Annotated in this window: 15 protein-coding genes and 1 tRNA gene; 5 read left to right on the top strand and 11 right to left on the bottom strand. The window is 68.6% G+C overall.

What is annotated here, in order from left to right:
- Window positions 1-324: 324 nt before the first annotated feature.
- The 6 genes from ACLBWH_RS10400 to ACLBWH_RS10375 form a co-directional block, all read right to left on the bottom strand.
- On the bottom strand, window positions 325-1401 hold the full coding sequence (locus ACLBWH_RS10400; protein WP_447798649.1) for a VWA domain-containing protein: 1077 nt from the start codon (window positions 1399-1401) through the stop codon (window positions 325-327).
- A gap of 88 nt (window positions 1402-1489) precedes the next feature.
- A complete protein-coding gene (locus ACLBWH_RS10395; protein ID WP_447798647.1) occupies window positions 1490-3730 on the bottom strand; it encodes a DUF5682 family protein in 2241 nt (746 codons plus the stop codon).
- A gap of 4 nt (window positions 3731-3734) precedes the next feature.
- Window positions 3735-4814: an ATP-binding protein gene (locus ACLBWH_RS10390; protein WP_447798645.1), complete on the bottom strand. Its 1080-nt coding sequence runs from the start codon at window positions 4812-4814 to the stop codon at window positions 3735-3737.
- Window positions 4811-6217 carry a DUF5691 domain-containing protein gene (locus tag ACLBWH_RS10385; protein WP_447798643.1) on the bottom strand — a complete coding sequence of 469 codons (1407 nt, stop codon included), beginning with the start codon at window positions 6215-6217 and terminating at the stop codon, window positions 4811-4813. The genes ACLBWH_RS10390 and ACLBWH_RS10385 overlap by 4 nt, the downstream gene beginning before the upstream one ends.
- Complete coding sequence (locus ACLBWH_RS10380; protein WP_447798641.1) at window positions 6210-7571, bottom strand: SWIM zinc finger family protein; 1362 nt, start codon at window positions 7569-7571, stop codon at window positions 6210-6212. The genes ACLBWH_RS10385 and ACLBWH_RS10380 overlap by 8 nt, the downstream gene beginning before the upstream one ends.
- Window positions 7572-7865: 294 nt before the next feature.
- Window positions 7866-7942: transfer RNA gene (locus ACLBWH_RS10375), tRNA-Arg, on the bottom strand.
- A 60-nt stretch (window positions 7943-8002) separates the two neighbouring features.
- Between ACLBWH_RS10375 and ACLBWH_RS10370 the strand changes: the two genes are divergently transcribed.
- Window positions 8003-8743, top strand: a complete 741-nt coding sequence (locus ACLBWH_RS10370; protein WP_447798639.1) for a queuosine precursor transporter — start codon at window positions 8003-8005, stop codon at window positions 8741-8743.
- Between the two features lie 290 nt (window positions 8744-9033).
- Here the strand turns inward: ACLBWH_RS10370 and purQ are convergent, their stop codons facing one another.
- From purQ to purC, 3 genes are read right to left on the bottom strand one after another with little or no spacing between them, the layout of a single operon-like run.
- Window positions 9034-9702 carry a phosphoribosylformylglycinamidine synthase subunit PurQ gene (purQ, locus tag ACLBWH_RS10365; protein WP_447798637.1) on the bottom strand — a complete coding sequence of 223 codons (669 nt, stop codon included), beginning with the start codon at window positions 9700-9702 and terminating at the stop codon, window positions 9034-9036.
- A 1-nt stretch (window position 9703) separates the two neighbouring features.
- Window positions 9704-9934, bottom strand: coding sequence for a phosphoribosylformylglycinamidine synthase subunit PurS (gene purS / locus ACLBWH_RS10360; protein ID WP_447798635.1), 231 nt, complete (start codon window positions 9932-9934; stop codon window positions 9704-9706).
- A gap of 1 nt (window position 9935) precedes the next feature.
- Entirely contained in the window at window positions 9936-10715 is a 780-nt protein-coding gene (purC, locus tag ACLBWH_RS10355; RefSeq protein WP_038663332.1) for a phosphoribosylaminoimidazolesuccinocarboxamide synthase, read from the bottom strand.
- 167 nt (window positions 10716-10882) lie between these two features.
- Here purC and ACLBWH_RS10350 point away from each other — a divergent pair, with 167 nt between their 5' ends.
- Genes ACLBWH_RS10350 through ACLBWH_RS10340 form a run of 3 tightly spaced genes read left to right on the top strand, consistent with a single transcriptional unit; the run spans window position 10883 to window position 12021 of the window.
- Window positions 10883-11065 carry a hypothetical protein gene (locus ACLBWH_RS10350; RefSeq protein ID WP_447798633.1) on the top strand — a complete coding sequence of 61 codons (183 nt, stop codon included), beginning with the start codon at window positions 10883-10885 and terminating at the stop codon, window positions 11063-11065.
- Window positions 11066-11083: 18 nt separating this feature from the next.
- A complete protein-coding gene (locus tag ACLBWH_RS10345) occupies window positions 11084-11353 on the top strand; it encodes a hypothetical protein (protein WP_447798631.1) in 270 nt (89 codons plus the stop codon).
- A 5-nt stretch (window positions 11354-11358) separates the two neighbouring features.
- Entirely contained in the window at window positions 11359-12021 is a 663-nt protein-coding gene (locus tag ACLBWH_RS10340) for a DUF2490 domain-containing protein (protein WP_447798630.1), read from the top strand.
- A 45-nt stretch (window positions 12022-12066) separates the two neighbouring features.
- On the opposite strand, the gene kynU is transcribed toward ACLBWH_RS10340, so the two are convergent.
- A complete protein-coding gene (gene kynU / locus ACLBWH_RS10335; RefSeq protein ID WP_447798628.1) occupies window positions 12067-13281 on the bottom strand; it encodes a kynureninase in 1215 nt (404 codons plus the stop codon).
- Window positions 13278-14105, bottom strand: a complete 828-nt coding sequence (locus tag ACLBWH_RS10330; protein ID WP_447798626.1) for an alpha/beta hydrolase — start codon at window positions 14103-14105, stop codon at window positions 13278-13280. The genes kynU and ACLBWH_RS10330 overlap by 4 nt, the downstream gene beginning before the upstream one ends.
- A 331-nt stretch (window positions 14106-14436) precedes the next feature.
- On the opposite strand from ACLBWH_RS10330, the gene ACLBWH_RS10325 reads away from it, so the two are divergent.
- Window positions 14437-15609, top strand: a complete 1173-nt coding sequence (locus tag ACLBWH_RS10325) for a glycosyltransferase (protein WP_447798625.1) — start codon at window positions 14437-14439, stop codon at window positions 15607-15609.
- The last annotated feature ends 80 nt before the right edge of the window (window positions 15610-15689 follow it).

Below are 15689 nucleotides of genomic sequence, written 5' to 3'. Positions count from 1 at the left end.
AACACGAGGACCTCCATTTTGTACGAGTATATGGAGGCATCTTAGGGAATAATTCGAAATAGCGGCCCGCGCGCGCGAAATTCTTAAAAGCATGTAAAGCGTTCGTAACATGACTATGGTGAGAACAAGCTGCCGCTATACTGGCGCGTCGCGCAAATGACTGCACCAGCATGCCATTTTATCGGCGGCAACGGTCTACAGGGTGCGACGTGGTGCCTCGGGCGGGTGACGGCAGCTTTGCGGTGATCCGCCAGAGTAGCGCCCGCTCCGCGCGGAGGACGGCGGGCGTGCGCGAGATCGTTCACCGGCATATCGTCGCCCGCCTCATCCATCCGAACGAACGAGCTTGATATCGCGATCGGCGGCCCAGCCATGTACGTCCTCGCAGCGCAGTGCCGTGGCCATCAGTTCGGGAAACTGGTCGGGCGTGCAGGCGAACACAGGAATGCCCAGCGATGCCACCCGCGCCGAAAGATGCGGATCATAGGACGGCCGCCCCGTATCGGTGAGCGCAAGCAGGACGATGACGTTGACGCCCGACACCGTTATCCGTGCAAGCCGGTCGACCAGCGCTTCGGCATCGCCGCCTTCGTAAAGGTCGGTGATGAGCAATAGATGCGCCTTGCCGGGCCGTTCGATCCGGTCCTCGCAATAGGCGACCGCCCGGTTGATGTCGGTACCTCCGCCGAGTTGGACGCCGAACAGGACCTCGACTGGATCGGTCAGTTCCTCGGTCAGATCGACGATCGCGGTGTCGAAGCAGACGAGCTTGGTGGCGATCACCGGCAGCGACGCCATCACGGCCGCGAAGATCGAGGCATAGACCACCGAACTGGCCATCGATCCTGACTGGTCGACGCACAGGATCACCTCGTCCAGATCGACGATGCGCCGTTGCTGGCGCATGAAGCCGATCAGGCGTTCGGGGACCACCGTGCGATGCTCGGGCTGATAATGACCGAGATTGGCGCGAATGGTGCGCGGCCAGTCGATGTCGGCGAAACGCGGGCGACTGGTCCGGCGCGACCGATCGAGCGCGCCGCGGATCGCATCCGCCACGCGCGCCTCCAATCGTGCCAGCAATGCCGCGACGACCTTCGCGATCACGACGCGCGCCGTCTCCTTCGTCTTTTCCGGCATGACCCCGCGCAGGGCGATCAGATCGGCGACGAGGCCCACGTCCGCCTCGACCGTCGCCAGGAACTCCGGCTCCAACAGCATCTGGCGCAAGCCCTTGCGGTCGAACGCATCCTTCTGGATCACCTGGACGACCGGCGCGGGGAAGAATTCGCGGATGTCGCCCAGCCATCTGGCGACGCGCGGCGCCGATCCGCCGAGGCCGCCGCGTCCCTTCTTCCCCTCTTCACCGTCGCCATAGAGCGCGGAGAGCGCTGTCGACATGCGGTGATCGCGGTCGGACAGCGGGACGCCTTCTCCGTCGGCACCTTCGGCCCCCAAAGCGAGCGTCCAGCGCCGTCCGCGTTGATCCTCATCCATCGCCGCCCCCCGTCATCAGCGCGATCACGCGGGCTTCGTGCGCGGGCCAGATCGCGGCGGCACCCGGCAACAGCCGATAGCCGCGTGCTCCGTCACCGGACCGCCCGAGCGCCGCGTCCATCAACCGGCGGCGCTCGTTGCGGTCGAGGGCGGAAAAGACCCTGCGGAACAGCGGCAGGTTGGCGACGAACGCCTCTTCGTCCAGCGCCGACAGCCAGGCATCGACGGCCTCGCGCAACGCGGTGTCATGGATCAGCCGCTGTCCCGCGCCTTCCAGAAAGCCTTCAAAATAACCGGCAGCCTCGCCGACCGGCGTTCCCGGCGACAGCATCCGGGCGAGCAAAGCGGCGGCTTCGTCGGCGGACAGTTCCTCCGCCTCGTAGAGCAGGCGCGCGGCAGACCCGGCGATCAGGCGCGTCGTCTGCTCGTCGTCGAACAGCTTGCGCAAACCCTCGTGCCAGGTCGCGACCACGTCCGGCGCCAGCTCTGCCAGCTGGATCGCCCCTTCTGCCGCCAGGATCACGCCACGCAACGCCCCGGCCGCGTCGGCATCCAGGTTCCGCGCGGCATAAGGGAAGGCCAGCGCCGCCTGCACCACGATCCGCGGCATCAGCCCGGCGAGATGCTCGACCGTTCCGCTGCGCGCCTCGCCATAGCGGAGGATATCGGCCATCGGCGGGAGCGCAGCGAGCAGCGCCTGGCAGTCGCTGGTAAGGGCAGCCCGGTCTTCGAGCCGGGCGATACCGGTTCGGGTCGCGCGTGGCAGGTCGGCGATCATGGCACGGCGCACCAGCTCTGCCAGCGCGCCGAGCTCGGTCTCCACCCGCATCGCGTCACGCAGCCGCCCATCGGCCGCTTCCGCGATGGTCGACCCATGAACGAGATTCTCGACCAACCGGACGGCGAATTCGGGCTGCCACGCCAACACCCAATTCTCGCGGAACGTGCCCCGACTGCGCCCGACATCGGCCAGACGACCCCATGGCACGTCGAGTGCGTCGAGCCGGTGAAGCAGCGTCGAGCGCGCCAGTCCGCTGTCGCTGCGCAGGTCCAGCGTCAACGCACGTTCCAGTGCTTCGGGTTTCAGCCGCATGGCCTTCTGCTGGCGTTGGAGATCCTCCAGCAGTGGCGCCAGCGGCGTGTCGGCAGGGATCACCCCAACCGCAGACCCGATCAGCAGTTCGGCGGCGATATCGTCCCATATCGCGCGTTCGCCCAGGCACAGGCAGGCGATCGCCGCATCGCGCAATTCCTCGAAGCCGGGATGTGGCCGCTCGCGCAAGGCAGCCAGCGCATGTCCCAGCCGCTGCGCTTCGATCACCGATGCCGTCGAGACGAAATGACCGCATTCGCGCATCGTCCGCGCGATGCGGGCGAGCCAGATCGTATCGCGGTCGGTGGCGTGGCGCGTGTCCCACAGATGCGCAAACCACCCCGGTGCGACGACTCCCGCGCCATAGCCGCTCGCACGGGCGAGACGGGGCGCGGTCCAGGGTGCCCAGGTCGCTTTCGTCTTTGTCTTGGGGCGTCCCTTCAGCAAGGCACGATCGGCGGACAGGCTTGGCCCGGCGGCGAGGGCGGGGACGTGCCACGCGCCGCACACCACGGCGACCGGGCCATCACTCTCCTTGGCGGCGCGTGCGATCTCGATCCGCATATGCGCCTCGCGCGCCGCCTCGCGCGCGGAGGGGGGACAGGCTTCGCCGCGCAGCGCGGTCATCGCATCGGCCACCGCGGCGAACACCGGCGTCGAGGCGGGGTTCTCCTCGATGACGTCGGCCCACCAGGATTCGCCATCGTCATAACCCGCCGCCATGGCCAGCGTGCCGATCGGATCGCGGGCGATCGGATCGTCGTCGGCAACGACCTCCAGCGCCTCGTCGTCCGCGGTGCTCCGCTCGCCCTGCCGCTCGCCCAGCCGGTCTGAGGCGGGCAGGTCGATGAAGCGCACCGCTGCGCCATGCGCCACCGCCCAGCGCACCGCCTGATATTCGGGAGAATAGTCCGCAAAGGGGAAGAAGCTGGCATCCGCGGGATCGTCCTCGGCATAGGTCAGCAGCGCCACCGGCGTCGCCATCGCCGGATCGGCGAGCATCGGCAGCAGGTGCGAGGCATCCGCCGGTCCCTCGATCAGCACCGTCGCCGGCCGGAGCGCGTCGAGCGCCTCCACCAGCCGGCGCGCCGAACCGGGGCCGTGGTGGCGAATGCCGAACAGCGATACCGCGGCCGCCATCGCGTCAGATCAGCCCGGTCAGCGAGGCGTAATAACCCTCGAACCCGCGTCGCTTCTTGAGCACGGTTTCCAGATATTCGCCCAGTACCGCTTTGTCCTGCACCGGGTCCTTCACCACCGCGCCGATGATGTTGGCGGCCAGCATGTCGGGTGTGAGCTGCCCGTCGTTGAAGAAGGTCGCCTGGCTGATGCCGCCGATCATCACGCCGATCGCCTCGGCAGTCGAGAGCCCGCCCGAGGGGGATTTGAGCGCGACCTTCCCGTCCTCGGTCGCGCCGGAGCGCAATTCGCGGAAGATCGCGACGACCCGCGCCACTTCCTCGGCAACGTTCTTCGGCGCGGGCAGGTCAAGACTGTGCGCCATCTCGCCGACACGCTTGACGATGATCGCCACTTCCTCGTCGGCATCGGCCGGCAGCGGCAGGACGACGACGTTGAAGCGCCGCTTGAGCGCGGAACTCAGTTCGTTGACACCCTTGTCGCGATTGTTGGCGGTGGCGATGATGTTGAACCCGCGTTGCGCATAGACCGCGCCGTTCAACTCGGGGATCGGCATCATCTTTTCTGACAGGACGGTGATCAGCGTGTCCTGCACGTCCGATCCCATGCGGGTCAGCTCCTCCATGCGGCACAGCTTGCCCGTCTCCATCGCGCGCATCAGCGGGGTCGGGACCAGCGCCTCGCGGCTCGGCCCGTGGGCGAGCAGTTGCGCATAGTTCCAGCCATAGCGGACCTGGTTCTCGTCGGTGCCGGCGGTGCACTGGATCACCATCGTCGAATCACCCGTGATCGCCGCCGACAGATGCTCGGACACCCACGATTTGGCGGTGCCGGGCACGCCGAGCAGCAGCAGCGCCCGATCGGTGGCGAGCGTCGCCGCCGCCGTCTCGATCAGCCTCCGGTCGCCGACATATTTGGGCGTGATCGCGGTGCCGTCGGGTGCGGTGCCGCCCATCAGATAGGTCACGACGCGCTTCGGCGACAGCGCCCAGCCGGATGGGCGGCGGTCGACATCGCCCACCGCGAGCGCGGCGAGCTCACCGGCATAGATGGCCTCGGCGGGCATGCGCAGCTTCTCGCTCATTCGGTCGGTCTCCTGTTTTCGAGTGCGGCATTGAGCCGCAGCATGTCGAGCCGCGGATCGGAGGCGATCAGCCCCGTCGCCGCCAGCTGGTCGAGGGCCTGGCGGGCAGCGCTGCGCGAGGCGATCAGGCCCAGCACCAGCAACTCGTCCGCTCGATCCCCGGACCGCACATCCTCCGCCTTCAGCGCGTCGAGCAACGCCCTGCCGGCGGGCGTCAGGATCGCATCGTCGATCCCGCCGTCGCCGCCGGCGATCAACCGCACCGTCGCAAAGCTGGCGTTCGGCGCGTCCAACAGGCGCGTCGCGACCTGACGGCGGCGCGACGGAGACAGACGGGGTAGAAGCTGGACCAATATGTGGCTGTCGATCGACCTGCCGGTGGTGGGCGCGTCCGCTATCGCGTCGAGGATCGCATCGCTGGCGGAGCGGGCCGCCATGGCCGCCAATTGGTAATCGCCGGCGATATCCTGACCCCAGGGCCACGCGGCAACCAGTTCCGTCGAGGCGAGACCAAGCGCCTGCGCAAGCCGGTCGAAGGCAAGCGCCTGGAACAAGGTGTCGCGGCGATGCCGCTGGGCGGTGGTCTTCGCCGCCTGCGGCACGATTACGCGGGTGCGGCGCAACAGCCCTGTGGTCTGGACGGAGTAGAAGGCGGCGAGTTCCGCGGCATCCTCATCGTCGCGCCCGCCATAGCCCAGGCGCGCCAGCAGCGCGGTGGCCAGCGCCTTGACGCGCGGCGCCCGATCGCCGGTCAGCCCTTCCAGCAGCGGCCGATCGGCATCAGACAGCCCCGTCGCCAGCATGTCGAGCAGGCGCAGGCGACGGTCGGCGGGTTCACCGGCGATCTTGTCCGCCAGCATGATGCTTGCCTGTGCGGGGTGCCGCCGTCGCAAGGCGGCGAATGCGGCATGCCGGGCGGCGGGGGGAAAGTCGTCCCAAGTGTCGGCGCTCAGCGCGTCAGGGGCCGCCGATGGCGATCCCGATGCGGCGGCCCAGTCCGGCCACGCCGCATACATCTCCGGCACTGCCAAATCACCACCGGGCATCCAGTCGCCAGGGTGCAGCGTCCAGCCGCGCGCATCGATGAAATCGAGCAGATGCCGTCGCGTCTGCGCGTCGCGCATCTGCTGGAGCAGGCGCCGCACGCGAGGCCGGAGGGCGTCGGGAAGCGGCGGCTGGGCCAGCGCCGGAATGTCGCCACGGGAACGAACCTCGCCCGTCGGCTGCGGAACCGCGAGCGTGCCGAGCAAGTGGCCGGACAGCGCCAATAGCCGCAGTTCCGCTTCACGCGCATCGCTGCCCAGCGCATCGCGCCAGGCAACGGGGGCATGAGAGGCCGCGCTGCCGCCCATGGTCCAGCGCGTCAGCACCGGGCCGAGCGCGTCGAGGATCGCGTCAGCCATGACCGATACGCCCCCATGCCGTCTGCATGGCCAGCAGCTCCAGCCGGTTGCCCGACCATAAGGCGGCGGTGCGGGTCAGGTCGGTTCCGGTGGCCAGCCCTTCGACATCGCCCGCCAGTGGCAAGAGCGCGGCCCCCTCACGCGGTTGCCACCACGATGCGCCCGCCCGATCGAAACCGATGCGTCCCGGCGGAAGCAGAACCGGCCGCTCGGCGGCCCATGGCTCGGCGAGCAAAGGTGTGGTCAGCGCCCTCTCCAGCGATTCGGCAGTCGGCGGCCAGTCGAGCGGTGGTCCGTCGACGAGCGCCGCTTCCCGCTGGATCAGCAAGGCGCGCAGCGGCATTCGTGCCGGATAGAAGATGAGTTCGCCGACGAATTGTTCGCCCGACCGGAACGCGGAGTTGCGCCGCCCGGCGCTGGCCGGGAAGAAATCGAGCAGCATCGCAAAGCGCGGCCCCGCGGTCAGGTTCAGCAGCCAGGTCGTCTGCGACACCAATCCGTCGCGGCGCGTGCGAACGCGCTCCGCGAGCACTTCCCAGGCGGCACTCACCCGCGGCGCCGACGGATCGGCGAGCAGCGTCTCGCGATTTTCGACCGAGGCGACCGCGCGGCGTATTTCGGGGTCGCGCGGGTCGCCCCGGAAGGCACGGACGAGCAAGACCAGTCGCGCCAGTTCCACCGTCGCGCCGCGGACCCTGTCGCCGCTCGGCAAAGCCAGCAATCGCGCGGGCATCTCATCGACATGGCCCGCCAGGGCGGCGGCCTTGCCATCGACCAACCGCGCGCCGATCCTGCGACAGCGCGCGGTCACATCATCGACAAAACCGCCGAGCCCCAGGCGAAGTTGATCGCTGACCCATTGCTCCAGCGCGTCGAGTGCGTCGAGGATCAGGCGCTCGGTGTCTTCAGCCCGTTTCGCGCTGGCCGCGTTGCGTCGCGCCACAGCCTTGGCATCGTCGACCGGCTCGGCTTCGGCGGACCGGGCAGCGTGCAGATCCTTGTCCGCGTTCGGCTTTGCCGAAATGGGCGCAACACCGGTCGGGCGTCGACGCGCCAGCCATTCGCCCACCCATGCCGGTGCCTCCGAAACGGCGAAAGGAACGATCGCCTCCGCCCTCAGCCAAAACAGCGCAAGGGCATGTTTGCACGGGAATTTGCGCGAAGGGCAGCTACACTTGCTGCCCATGTCGCGCAGGTCGGCCATCACCCGATAGGGATTGGCTCCGGACCCCGCGCATTCGCCCCAGATCAGCGCCCCGTCATCGCTGATGCCGACTCCCGACCATTTTCCGGGCTTCGCGAGTCCGGCGGCGGCCTTGAGCGATGCCTGGTCGGTGGCGAGATTTTCCACCACCGCTAAATCGATCGCCACACAGCCCCCGAACCACCGTCCCCGATCCGATGATATGGGCCGATAAGAAAAGTTCAACTCGCTTCGCGTCCTTCAGGACAGATAAGCGTCGGGACATTTGGCAAGGTCATGAAATCAAAGGGCGCGGTATGTCTCTTCTTATCAGCCAACACTATTTGTGGGTCGCACACGATGAAAGCAGGCGGCGCGACAAAACTCGGGCGAAGCAAAGTCGGCACCCGTATTTGCTCCAAGCGTGGAATAGGGAGCGGCCGAAGATCAGCGTCTTACGGCGATTGGCGCGCCCGGCTGGATTCGAACCAGCGACCACAAGCTTAGAAGGCTCGTGCTCTATCCATCTGAGCTACGGGCGCGCGCGGCAGACCGATTAGCGCGGTTTGCGCGGGACGGGAACCGCCATATAGTGCGCCGCCATGGGCGAGCGGAGCGAACGGGCGATCGATGCCGCGGCGATGCGCGGACAGGCGTTCCGCTATTACGACTTCGTGATGGCGGCGTTCGTCGCGATCCTGTTGCTCTCCAACGTGATCGGCGCGGGCAAGGTGGCGCAGATCGTGCTGCCCGGGATCGGGCCGTGGCCGTTCGGCGCGGGCATCCTGTTCTTTCCGGTGAGCTACGTCATCGGCGACGTGCTGACCGAGGTCTATGGCTATGCGCGGGCACGGCGGGTGATCTGGGCGGGCACCGCCGCGGTGGTTTTCATGGCGTTCATGAGCTGGGTGGTCGTCGCGCTGCCACCGGCGCCGAGCTGGGGCAATCAGGCCGCCTATGCGACGATCTTCGGCCAGGTGCCGCGGATCGTGCTGGCGAGCGTCTGCGCCTTCTGGGCGGGCGAGTTCGTCAATTCCTACGTCATGGCGCGGATGAAGGTGCGCACCGCGGGCAGGCATCTGTGGATGCGGACGATCGGGTCGACGGTGCTGGGCGAGGGGGTGGACAGCCTGATCTTCTACCCACTCGCCTTCCTCGGCGCGGTGGGGTTCACGCCCGCGCTGGTGGTGACGGTGATGCTGACGCAATGGGCGCTGAAGGTGGCGTGGGAGGTGATCCTGACGCCCGTCACCTATGTGGTCGTCGCGGCGCTGAAGCGCGCCGAGGGGGTCGACGTGTTCGACCGGGCGACCGACTTTACGCCGTTCAGGACGGGGGTGTGACGGCGCGCCTGTCGGTCGACATGGACAACATGGACACCTTAACGGAAACGATCCACTCCTATCGTTTCCGTTTTGGGGGTGATGGATCGACGATGCGAAAGAGCCGTCGGCAGCAATAGCAGGTGGGGGGCGTGTAGGACAGGCGATCGGGGCGATCGGCGGTAAGGTGCGGAGTGCGGGCGTGATTCCCGGAGTGCCTATTCCTCCCCCTCCGTCACCGCTTCGCGGCGCCACCGCCCCCTGGCGGGGGAGGAATTGCGGGAATTCGCGATCCGCGTCGGCTGTCGCGCTTACGCTCCGATCGTCTCCAGCACGCCTTCGAACAGGCGCAGGCCGTCGGTGCCGCCGTGGGCGGTTTCGATCTTGCGTTCGGGATGGGGCATCATGCCGAGCACGTTGCCCGCGGCGTTGAGCACGCCGGCGATGTCGCGCGCCGAGCCGTTGACCGATTCGCCGTAGCGGAAGGCGACGCGGCCTTCGCCTTCGAGCCGGTCGAGCGTGTCGGCGTCAGCGAAATAATTGCCGTCGTGGTGGGCGACGGGGACGCGGATCGTCTCGCCGGCGTCATAGCGCGCGGTGAAGGCGGACTGCGCATTGTCGATCGTCAGCGCGACGTCGCGGCAGACGAAGTCGAGCCCGGCGTTGCGCATCAGCGCGCCGGGCAGCAGCCCCGCCTCGGTCAGGACCTGGAAGCCGTTGCACACGCCGAGCACGGGCAGGCCGCGGCCCGCCTGCTCGACGATCGCGCGCATGATCGGCGAGCGCGCCGCGATCGCGCCCGAGCGCAGGTAATCGCCGTAGGAGAAGCCGCCGGGTACCGCGACGAGGCCGACGCCGTCGGGCAGTTCGCTGTCGCCGTGCCAGACCATCGCCGGCTTGCTGCCGGTCACCTGTTCCAGCGCCACCGCGAGATCGCGGTCGCAATTGGAGCCCGGAAAGACGACGACCGCGGTTTTCATGTCAGACGCGCTCCACGCGGAAATTCTCGATGACGGTGTTGGCGAGCAACTGGCGGCACATGCCGTCGACCGAGTCGTCGGTCGTCGCATCGGCGACCTCGAGTTCGAACATCTTGCCGGCGCGGACGTCCTCGACGCCTTCGAAGCCGAGCGACCCGAGCGCGTGATGGATGGCGCGGCCCTGCGGGTCGAGCACGCCGGGCTTGAGCGTCACGAAGATACGCAGCTTCATCTTACTTACCCCGGCGCTTGCGATGGCTGTCGAGGTCGAGCACGGCGCCGTCCTCGCCCTCGGGCATCAGGCCGAGGCGACGTGCGACCTCCTGATAGGCCTCCGCCTCGCCGCCGAGATCGCGGCGGAAGCGGTCCTTGTCCATCTTCTCGTTGGTGTCCATGTCCCACAGGCGGCAGCCGTCGGGGCTGATCTCGTCGGCGAGGATGATCCGGCCGAAATCATTGTCCCAGATGCGGCCGAATTCGAGCTTGAAGTCGACCAGCCGGATGCCGACGCCGGCGAACAAGCCGCTGAGGAAGTCGTTCACGCGGATCGCGAGGTCGGCGATGTCGTGCATCTCCTCCTGGCTCGCCCAGCCGAAGGCGGCGATATGCTCGTCGGTGATCATCGGATCGCCGAGCGCATCGTCCTTGTAATAATATTCGATGATCGTGCGCGGGAGCTTGACGCCCTCCTCGATCCCGAGCCGCTTCGACAGCGAGCCGGCGGCGACGTTGCGCACGACGACCTCGATCGGCACGATCTCGACCTGGCGGATCAGCTGTTCGCGCATGTTGAGCCGGCGGATGAAGTGGGTCGGCACGCCGATCGCGTCGAGCATCGTGAAGATATGCTCGGAAATCCGGTTGTTGAGCACGCCCTTGCCGTTGATCGTGCCCTTCTTCTGGGCGTTGAACGCGGTGGCGTCGTCCTTGAAATACTGGATCAGCGTGCCCGGCTCGGGACCCTCGTACAGGATCTTGGCCTTGCCTTCGTAGATCTGGCGGCGCCGAGCCATGCGCGTGTCCCCTGAAATAGAGCAGCCCCGGCGGCGCGATGGATCGCGGGCCGGGGCCGGAATGGTCGCGCCTATAGGGGAAGGGGGGCGGGGGTGCAATCGGCAGGGATCATGCGGGTTCGTCGTCGGCAAATTGCGTTTTGCCGATTCGCGGCTACATTACGGACATGGCTACGGGACGCATCAACTCGCCGGAATCGATCCGCACCGCGACGGAGGTCCTCAGGGCCTTCGGTGGGAGTTGGCAGGCGGTGGAACGCGCCGCACGGGTCAACGCCGATGGTGTCCATGTCATCCGACGCAGCGATATCGAGCGCGCCCGTCGGGGTGAGATCGTCGAACGCAATTGATCGTTCGGCAATAGGTTGATGGGTCTGACCTTGCTTGCAGTGCTGGTAACGGCATTGCTGTTGCCGGGGATCATCGCCGCCAAAGCCTTCTATCAAGCCGCGCAGACCAAAGAGGTGGAACCTGCCGTTCCGCCGCTGACCAGTGTCGATGGAATTGCGCAGGTCGGTCTGTTCAGCGTTGCCCAATATCGCGTTCAAGGTCTTCAAGGTCGACAACGAAGAGGGGAATATGGGGGATGGCGAAGCGATCGACGCGGAACAGGCGGACTGAGTCGTACGCGGCGCTAAGCCTGGTGCCGCTGCTCGCCGTCGCCACGCCCGCGGCCGCGCAGCAGCAGGATGCGCAGCTGTGGACGCAGATCAACACCAACGTGCCGCTGACCGACGAGGTGCGCGTCACGCTGGAGCAGATCGCGCGGTTCAGCGATCGGCAGGACGGATTGTACCAGACCGAATTCGGCGCGCTGCTCGGGGTCAGGGCGACCAAGGGCATCGAACTCGGCTTCGGCTATCGCAAGGTCGGCGCGCATAACGGCAATAGCGCCGCCGACGAGGATCGCATCCGGCAGCAGGTGGTGGCGACGTTCGGCGGCTTCACCTCGCGCTTCCGCGTCGACGAACGGTTCAATCCAGGCGGGCGGGAGATCGGGTTCCGCATCCGGCCGCTGCTGCGCTACAACCAGCGGCTGGGGACAGGAAGATGGGCGCTGTTCGTCAGCCACGAAAGCTTCTTCCTGCCCAACAGCACGCGCTGGGGACAGCGCAGCGGTTACGAGCGGATGCGCAACATCGTCGGCTTCGTCGTGCCGATCGGGCGGCTGATGACGGCGGACGTGGGCTATCTCAACCAGTTCCGTCCCGGACGCAGCGCGACGCGGGCGCAGATGGATCATGCGCTCAATCTGCAGTTGACGATCAACCTGCAAGGGCAGGTGTTCCCGCATCTCAACGACTGACGGCGTCGGCGGGACGTGTCCCGCGGTGACGGAGTGGACGGCCGGTCAGGTCACCGCATTGCGTTCGGCATAAGCTGGGTCGCGCCATGCCTCGGTCGCGATGACGTCGCGGAGGTGTTCGCCGGCCTGCCAGACGTCCTCGTGGCTGAGGTAGAGCGGGGTCAGGCCGAGGCGCAGCACGTCAGGCGCGCGGAAATCGCCGATGACGCCGCGGGCGATCAAGGCCTGCGTCACCTCATAGGCGTGGTCGTGGCGGAAGCTTATGTGGCTGCCGCGTCGGGCCGGGTCGGTCGGGCTGACGCAGGGGAGGCCGGCGGCGGCGCCTGCCTCGGCGAGGATCGCGAAGAGCGCGGCGCTCTTGGCGGCGATCCGGGTCAGGTCGATGTCCTGCCAGAGGTCGAGCGCGGCCTCCAGGCTCGCCATCGCGAGGATCGAGGGGGTGCCGACCAGCCAGCGCTTCATCCCAGCGGCGGGGCGATAGGCGTCGGTGAAGGCAAAGGGCTCGGCATGGCCCATCCAGCCGCTGACCGGATTGGCGAGCGCGTCGTGCAGCCGGCGCGGGACGTAGAGGAAGGCGGGGGCGCCGGGACCGCCGTTGAGATATTTGTAGGTGCAGCCGACCGCCATGTCGGCGCCGGCGGCGGTGACGTCGATCGGGACGGCGCCGACGCTGTGGCTGAAGTCCCACAGGACCAGCGCGCCCGCGGCGTGTGCGCGCGCGGTCCAGCCGGCGAGGTCGAAGCGCTCGGCGGTCTTGTAATGGACGTGGGTGAGCAGCAGCACCGCGGTATCGTCGTCGAGCGCGGCGGCGAGGTCGGCGCGCGCGACGACCTTCAGCCGCGCGTCCGGGACGCAGGCGACCGCGCCCTCGGCGATGTGGAGGTCGGTGGGGAAATTGCCTGCCTCGCTGACGATGGTGCGGCGGGCGGGATCGTGGCGCAGCGCGGCGACCAGCGCCTTGAACAGATGCGTCGAGGTCGTGTCGCCGACGATCACCTCGTCCGCGGCGGCGCCGATCAGCGGCGCAATCTTCGCGCCGAGGCGCTGGGGCGCGTCGATCCAGCCTTCGTTCCAGCTGCGGATCAGCCGCTCGCCCCATTGCCGCTGGACGGTGTCGGCGAGCGCCGGAGCGACCGCGCGCGGCAGCACGCCGAGCGAATTGCCGTCGAGGTAGAGGAGGCCTTCAGGCAGCGCGAAGCGGTCGCGGACGCCGGCGAGCGGATCGGTGCGGTCGAGGGTGCGGGCGTCGTCGCGGGTCATGCGGTCTCTCGGATCAGGGCGGACTTCACCAGGCTGCGGGCGTGCGCCCAGGCGGGGGTGCCGGGGGCGATCAGCTCGACGTGGCCGGTGTCGGCGATGGTGTGGAGGCGGATCGCGTCGCCGGCGGCACGGGCGCGGGCGACGTAATCCTCGGCGAAGCGATAGGGGACGATGCGGTCCTCGCGGCCGTTGACGAGGTCCTGCACCGTGCCGAGCGGGAGGAGCGGCGGGACCGAGGTGTCGGCATAGGGGCTGGGCCGATGCGGGTCGGTGAGCTGCGCGATCACCGCGGTGCCGCAGCCATTGTCGGGGCTGGCGGCGACCGCGGCGAGATCGGGCAGGCCGCCGAGGCAGACGACATGGTCGAGGCGCAGGGGGTCGGGATCGTGGAGCGGGCTGTCGGCGGCGATGCGGTGTCGCGCGGCGAGCCACAAAGCGAGATGCCCGCCCGCCGAATGGCCGAGCGCGACGCGGCGGGTGAGGTCGAGGCCATGCGCGGCGGCGTCGCTGCGCAGCCGGTCGGCGGCGGCGGCGACGTCGCGGAAGGTGCCGGGATAGCCGCCGCCGGCGCGGTCGACGCCGCGATAGTCGATGTTCCACGCCGCGATGCCGTGTTCGCGCAGGTCGGCGGCGACCCAGTCCATCAGCCGGCGGTCGGCGATGCTCGTCTGCCAGCAGCCGCCGTGCACGATCAGCACCACCGGATGCGGCCCGGCGCCGACGGGCCGCCAGAGGTCGATCACCTGCAACGGGTCGGGTCCGTAGGCGATGGTCGCATCGGGCGTGTCGCGCGGGCGGCTGGTGAGGTCGGGCCAGGTGAGCATGCGGGGGTAACGCTAGCGGGGGGCAGATGGGCGCGCGATCCCCGGTGTCGGCGCAAGGGAATCGCCTATGGCTGCGGTGATGAGGCTCGATCGGTCTTTTCATCGGATTCGTCACCCCGGCCCTACGCCGGGGTCCCGCTTCTTCTCGACGGCGATAAGAAGCGGGATGCCGGATCAGGTCCGGCATGACGGGAGCCGGGGGGCGTTGTCACGCCGCCGCCGCATCCCACTCACCGGAGTGTGCGGAACTGGGGCAGGGGTGGCCGCGCGCGGCATGGCCAGATCGGCCGCAGCCGGTTAGGGCGATGTTTCCTTAGCGGTCGGGGGGCGCGTGAAGATCCTGGTGCTGTCCAGCCTGTACCCCAATGCCGCGCAGCCGCGGCACGGCATCTTCATCGAGCATCGCGTCGCGCATCTCGCCCGGCCGGGCGACGAGATCCGCGTCGTCGCGCCGGTGCCGTGGTTCCCCAGCGCGCATCCGATGTTCGGCCGCTATGCGGAGTTCGGCCGCGCGCCGCAGGTCGCGACGCGGCGGGGACTGGCGATCAGCCATCCGCGCTATCCCGTGCTGCCCAAGATCGGGATGGCGGCGGCGCCGTGGCTAATGGCGACGGCGCTGTACCCGCATATCGCCCGGCTGCGGCGGACGTTCGATTTCGACGCGATCGACAGTTATTATCTCTACCCCGACGGGGTGGCGGCGGGGCTGCTGGCGCGGATGTTCGGACGGCCGTTCCTGATGAGCGCGCTCGGCACCGACGTCAGCCTGATCCCGCAGCATCGCGCCGAACGGCGGATGATCCTCGCCGCGGTCGCCCGCGCCGCGGCGGTGACGACGGTGTGCGGCGCGCTGCGCGACGAATTGCTCGCGCTCGGCGCGGCGCCGGACAAGGTGCGCGTCGTGGAGCATGGCGTCGACCTGATGCTGTTCCGGCCGCCGGCCGATCGCGACGCGCTGCGCCGGTCGCTGGGGCTGGACGGGCCGGTGGTGCTGTCGGTCGGGCATCTGATCGATCGCAAGGGCCATGATCTGGTGATCCGCGCGGTTGCGGCGCTGCCGGGGGTGACGCTGATGATCGCCGGCGACGGGCCGCGCGAGGCGGCGCTGCGCGCGCTGGCGGCGGCGCTGGGCGTGGCGGCGCGGGTGCGCTTCCTCGGCCATGTCGATCAGGCGCGGCTGCCCGATCTCTACGGCGCGGCGGACGTGGCGGTGAACGGCGCGGATCGCGAGGGGATCGCCAACGTGCTGCTCGAGGCGCTGGCCTGCGGGACGCCGCTGGTCGCGACGCCGGTCTGGGGCTCGCCCGAGGTGGTGCGGGTGCCCGAGGCGGGGCTGCTGAGCGCGGACCGGTCGGCCGGCGCGATCGGCGCGGCGATCGCACGATTGCTCGCCGCGCTGCCGGAGCGGGCGGCGACGCGGCGTTACGCGGAACGCTACGACTGGCGCGAGACGGGGCGGCTGCATCGCGCGCTGTTGGCGGCGGCGGTATCCGCGCGAGAATAGTGGCTTGGCACGAGGCGGCCGTGTCCGTCATGCCGGACCCGATCCGGCATCCCGCTTCTTCGACGGCGGGCGAAGCGGGA

This window comes from Sphingomonas sp. M6A6_1c, assembly GCF_053345135.1.
This window is presented reverse-complemented; position numbering and strand designations above follow the sequence as displayed.

Coding starts and splice junctions, on each gene's coding strand:
- ACLBWH_RS10400 (WP_447798649.1), bottom strand. CDS start 1,401: ATGTCGACAGCGCTCTCCGCGCTCTATGGCGACGGTGAAGAGGGGAAG.
- ACLBWH_RS10395 (WP_447798647.1), bottom strand. CDS start 3,730: ATGGCGGCCGCGGTATCGCTGTTCGGCATTCGCCACCACGGCCCCGGT.
- ACLBWH_RS10390 (WP_447798645.1), bottom strand. CDS start 4,814: ATGAGCGAGAAGCTGCGCATGCCCGCCGAGGCCATCTATGCCGGTGAG.
- ACLBWH_RS10385 (WP_447798643.1), bottom strand. CDS start 6,217: ATGGCTGACGCGATCCTCGACGCGCTCGGCCCGGTGCTGACGCGCTGG.
- ACLBWH_RS10370 (WP_447798639.1), top strand. CDS start 8,003: ATGGGCGAGCGGAGCGAACGGGCGATCGATGCCGCGGCGATGCGCGGA.
- purQ (WP_447798637.1), bottom strand. CDS start 9,702: ATGAAAACCGCGGTCGTCGTCTTTCCGGGCTCCAATTGCGACCGCGAT.
- purS (WP_447798635.1), bottom strand. CDS start 9,934: ATGAAGCTGCGTATCTTCGTGACGCTCAAGCCCGGCGTGCTCGACCCG.
- purC (WP_038663332.1), bottom strand. CDS start 10,715: ATGGCTCGGCGCCGCCAGATCTACGAAGGCAAGGCCAAGATCCTGTAC.
- ACLBWH_RS10350 (WP_447798633.1), top strand. CDS start 10,883: ATGGCTACGGGACGCATCAACTCGCCGGAATCGATCCGCACCGCGACG.
- ACLBWH_RS10345 (WP_447798631.1), top strand. CDS start 11,084: ATGGGTCTGACCTTGCTTGCAGTGCTGGTAACGGCATTGCTGTTGCCG.
- kynU (WP_447798628.1), bottom strand. CDS start 13,281: ATGACCCGCGACGACGCCCGCACCCTCGACCGCACCGATCCGCTCGCC.
- ACLBWH_RS10330 (WP_447798626.1), bottom strand. CDS start 14,105: ATGCTCACCTGGCCCGACCTCACCAGCCGCCCGCGCGACACGCCCGAT.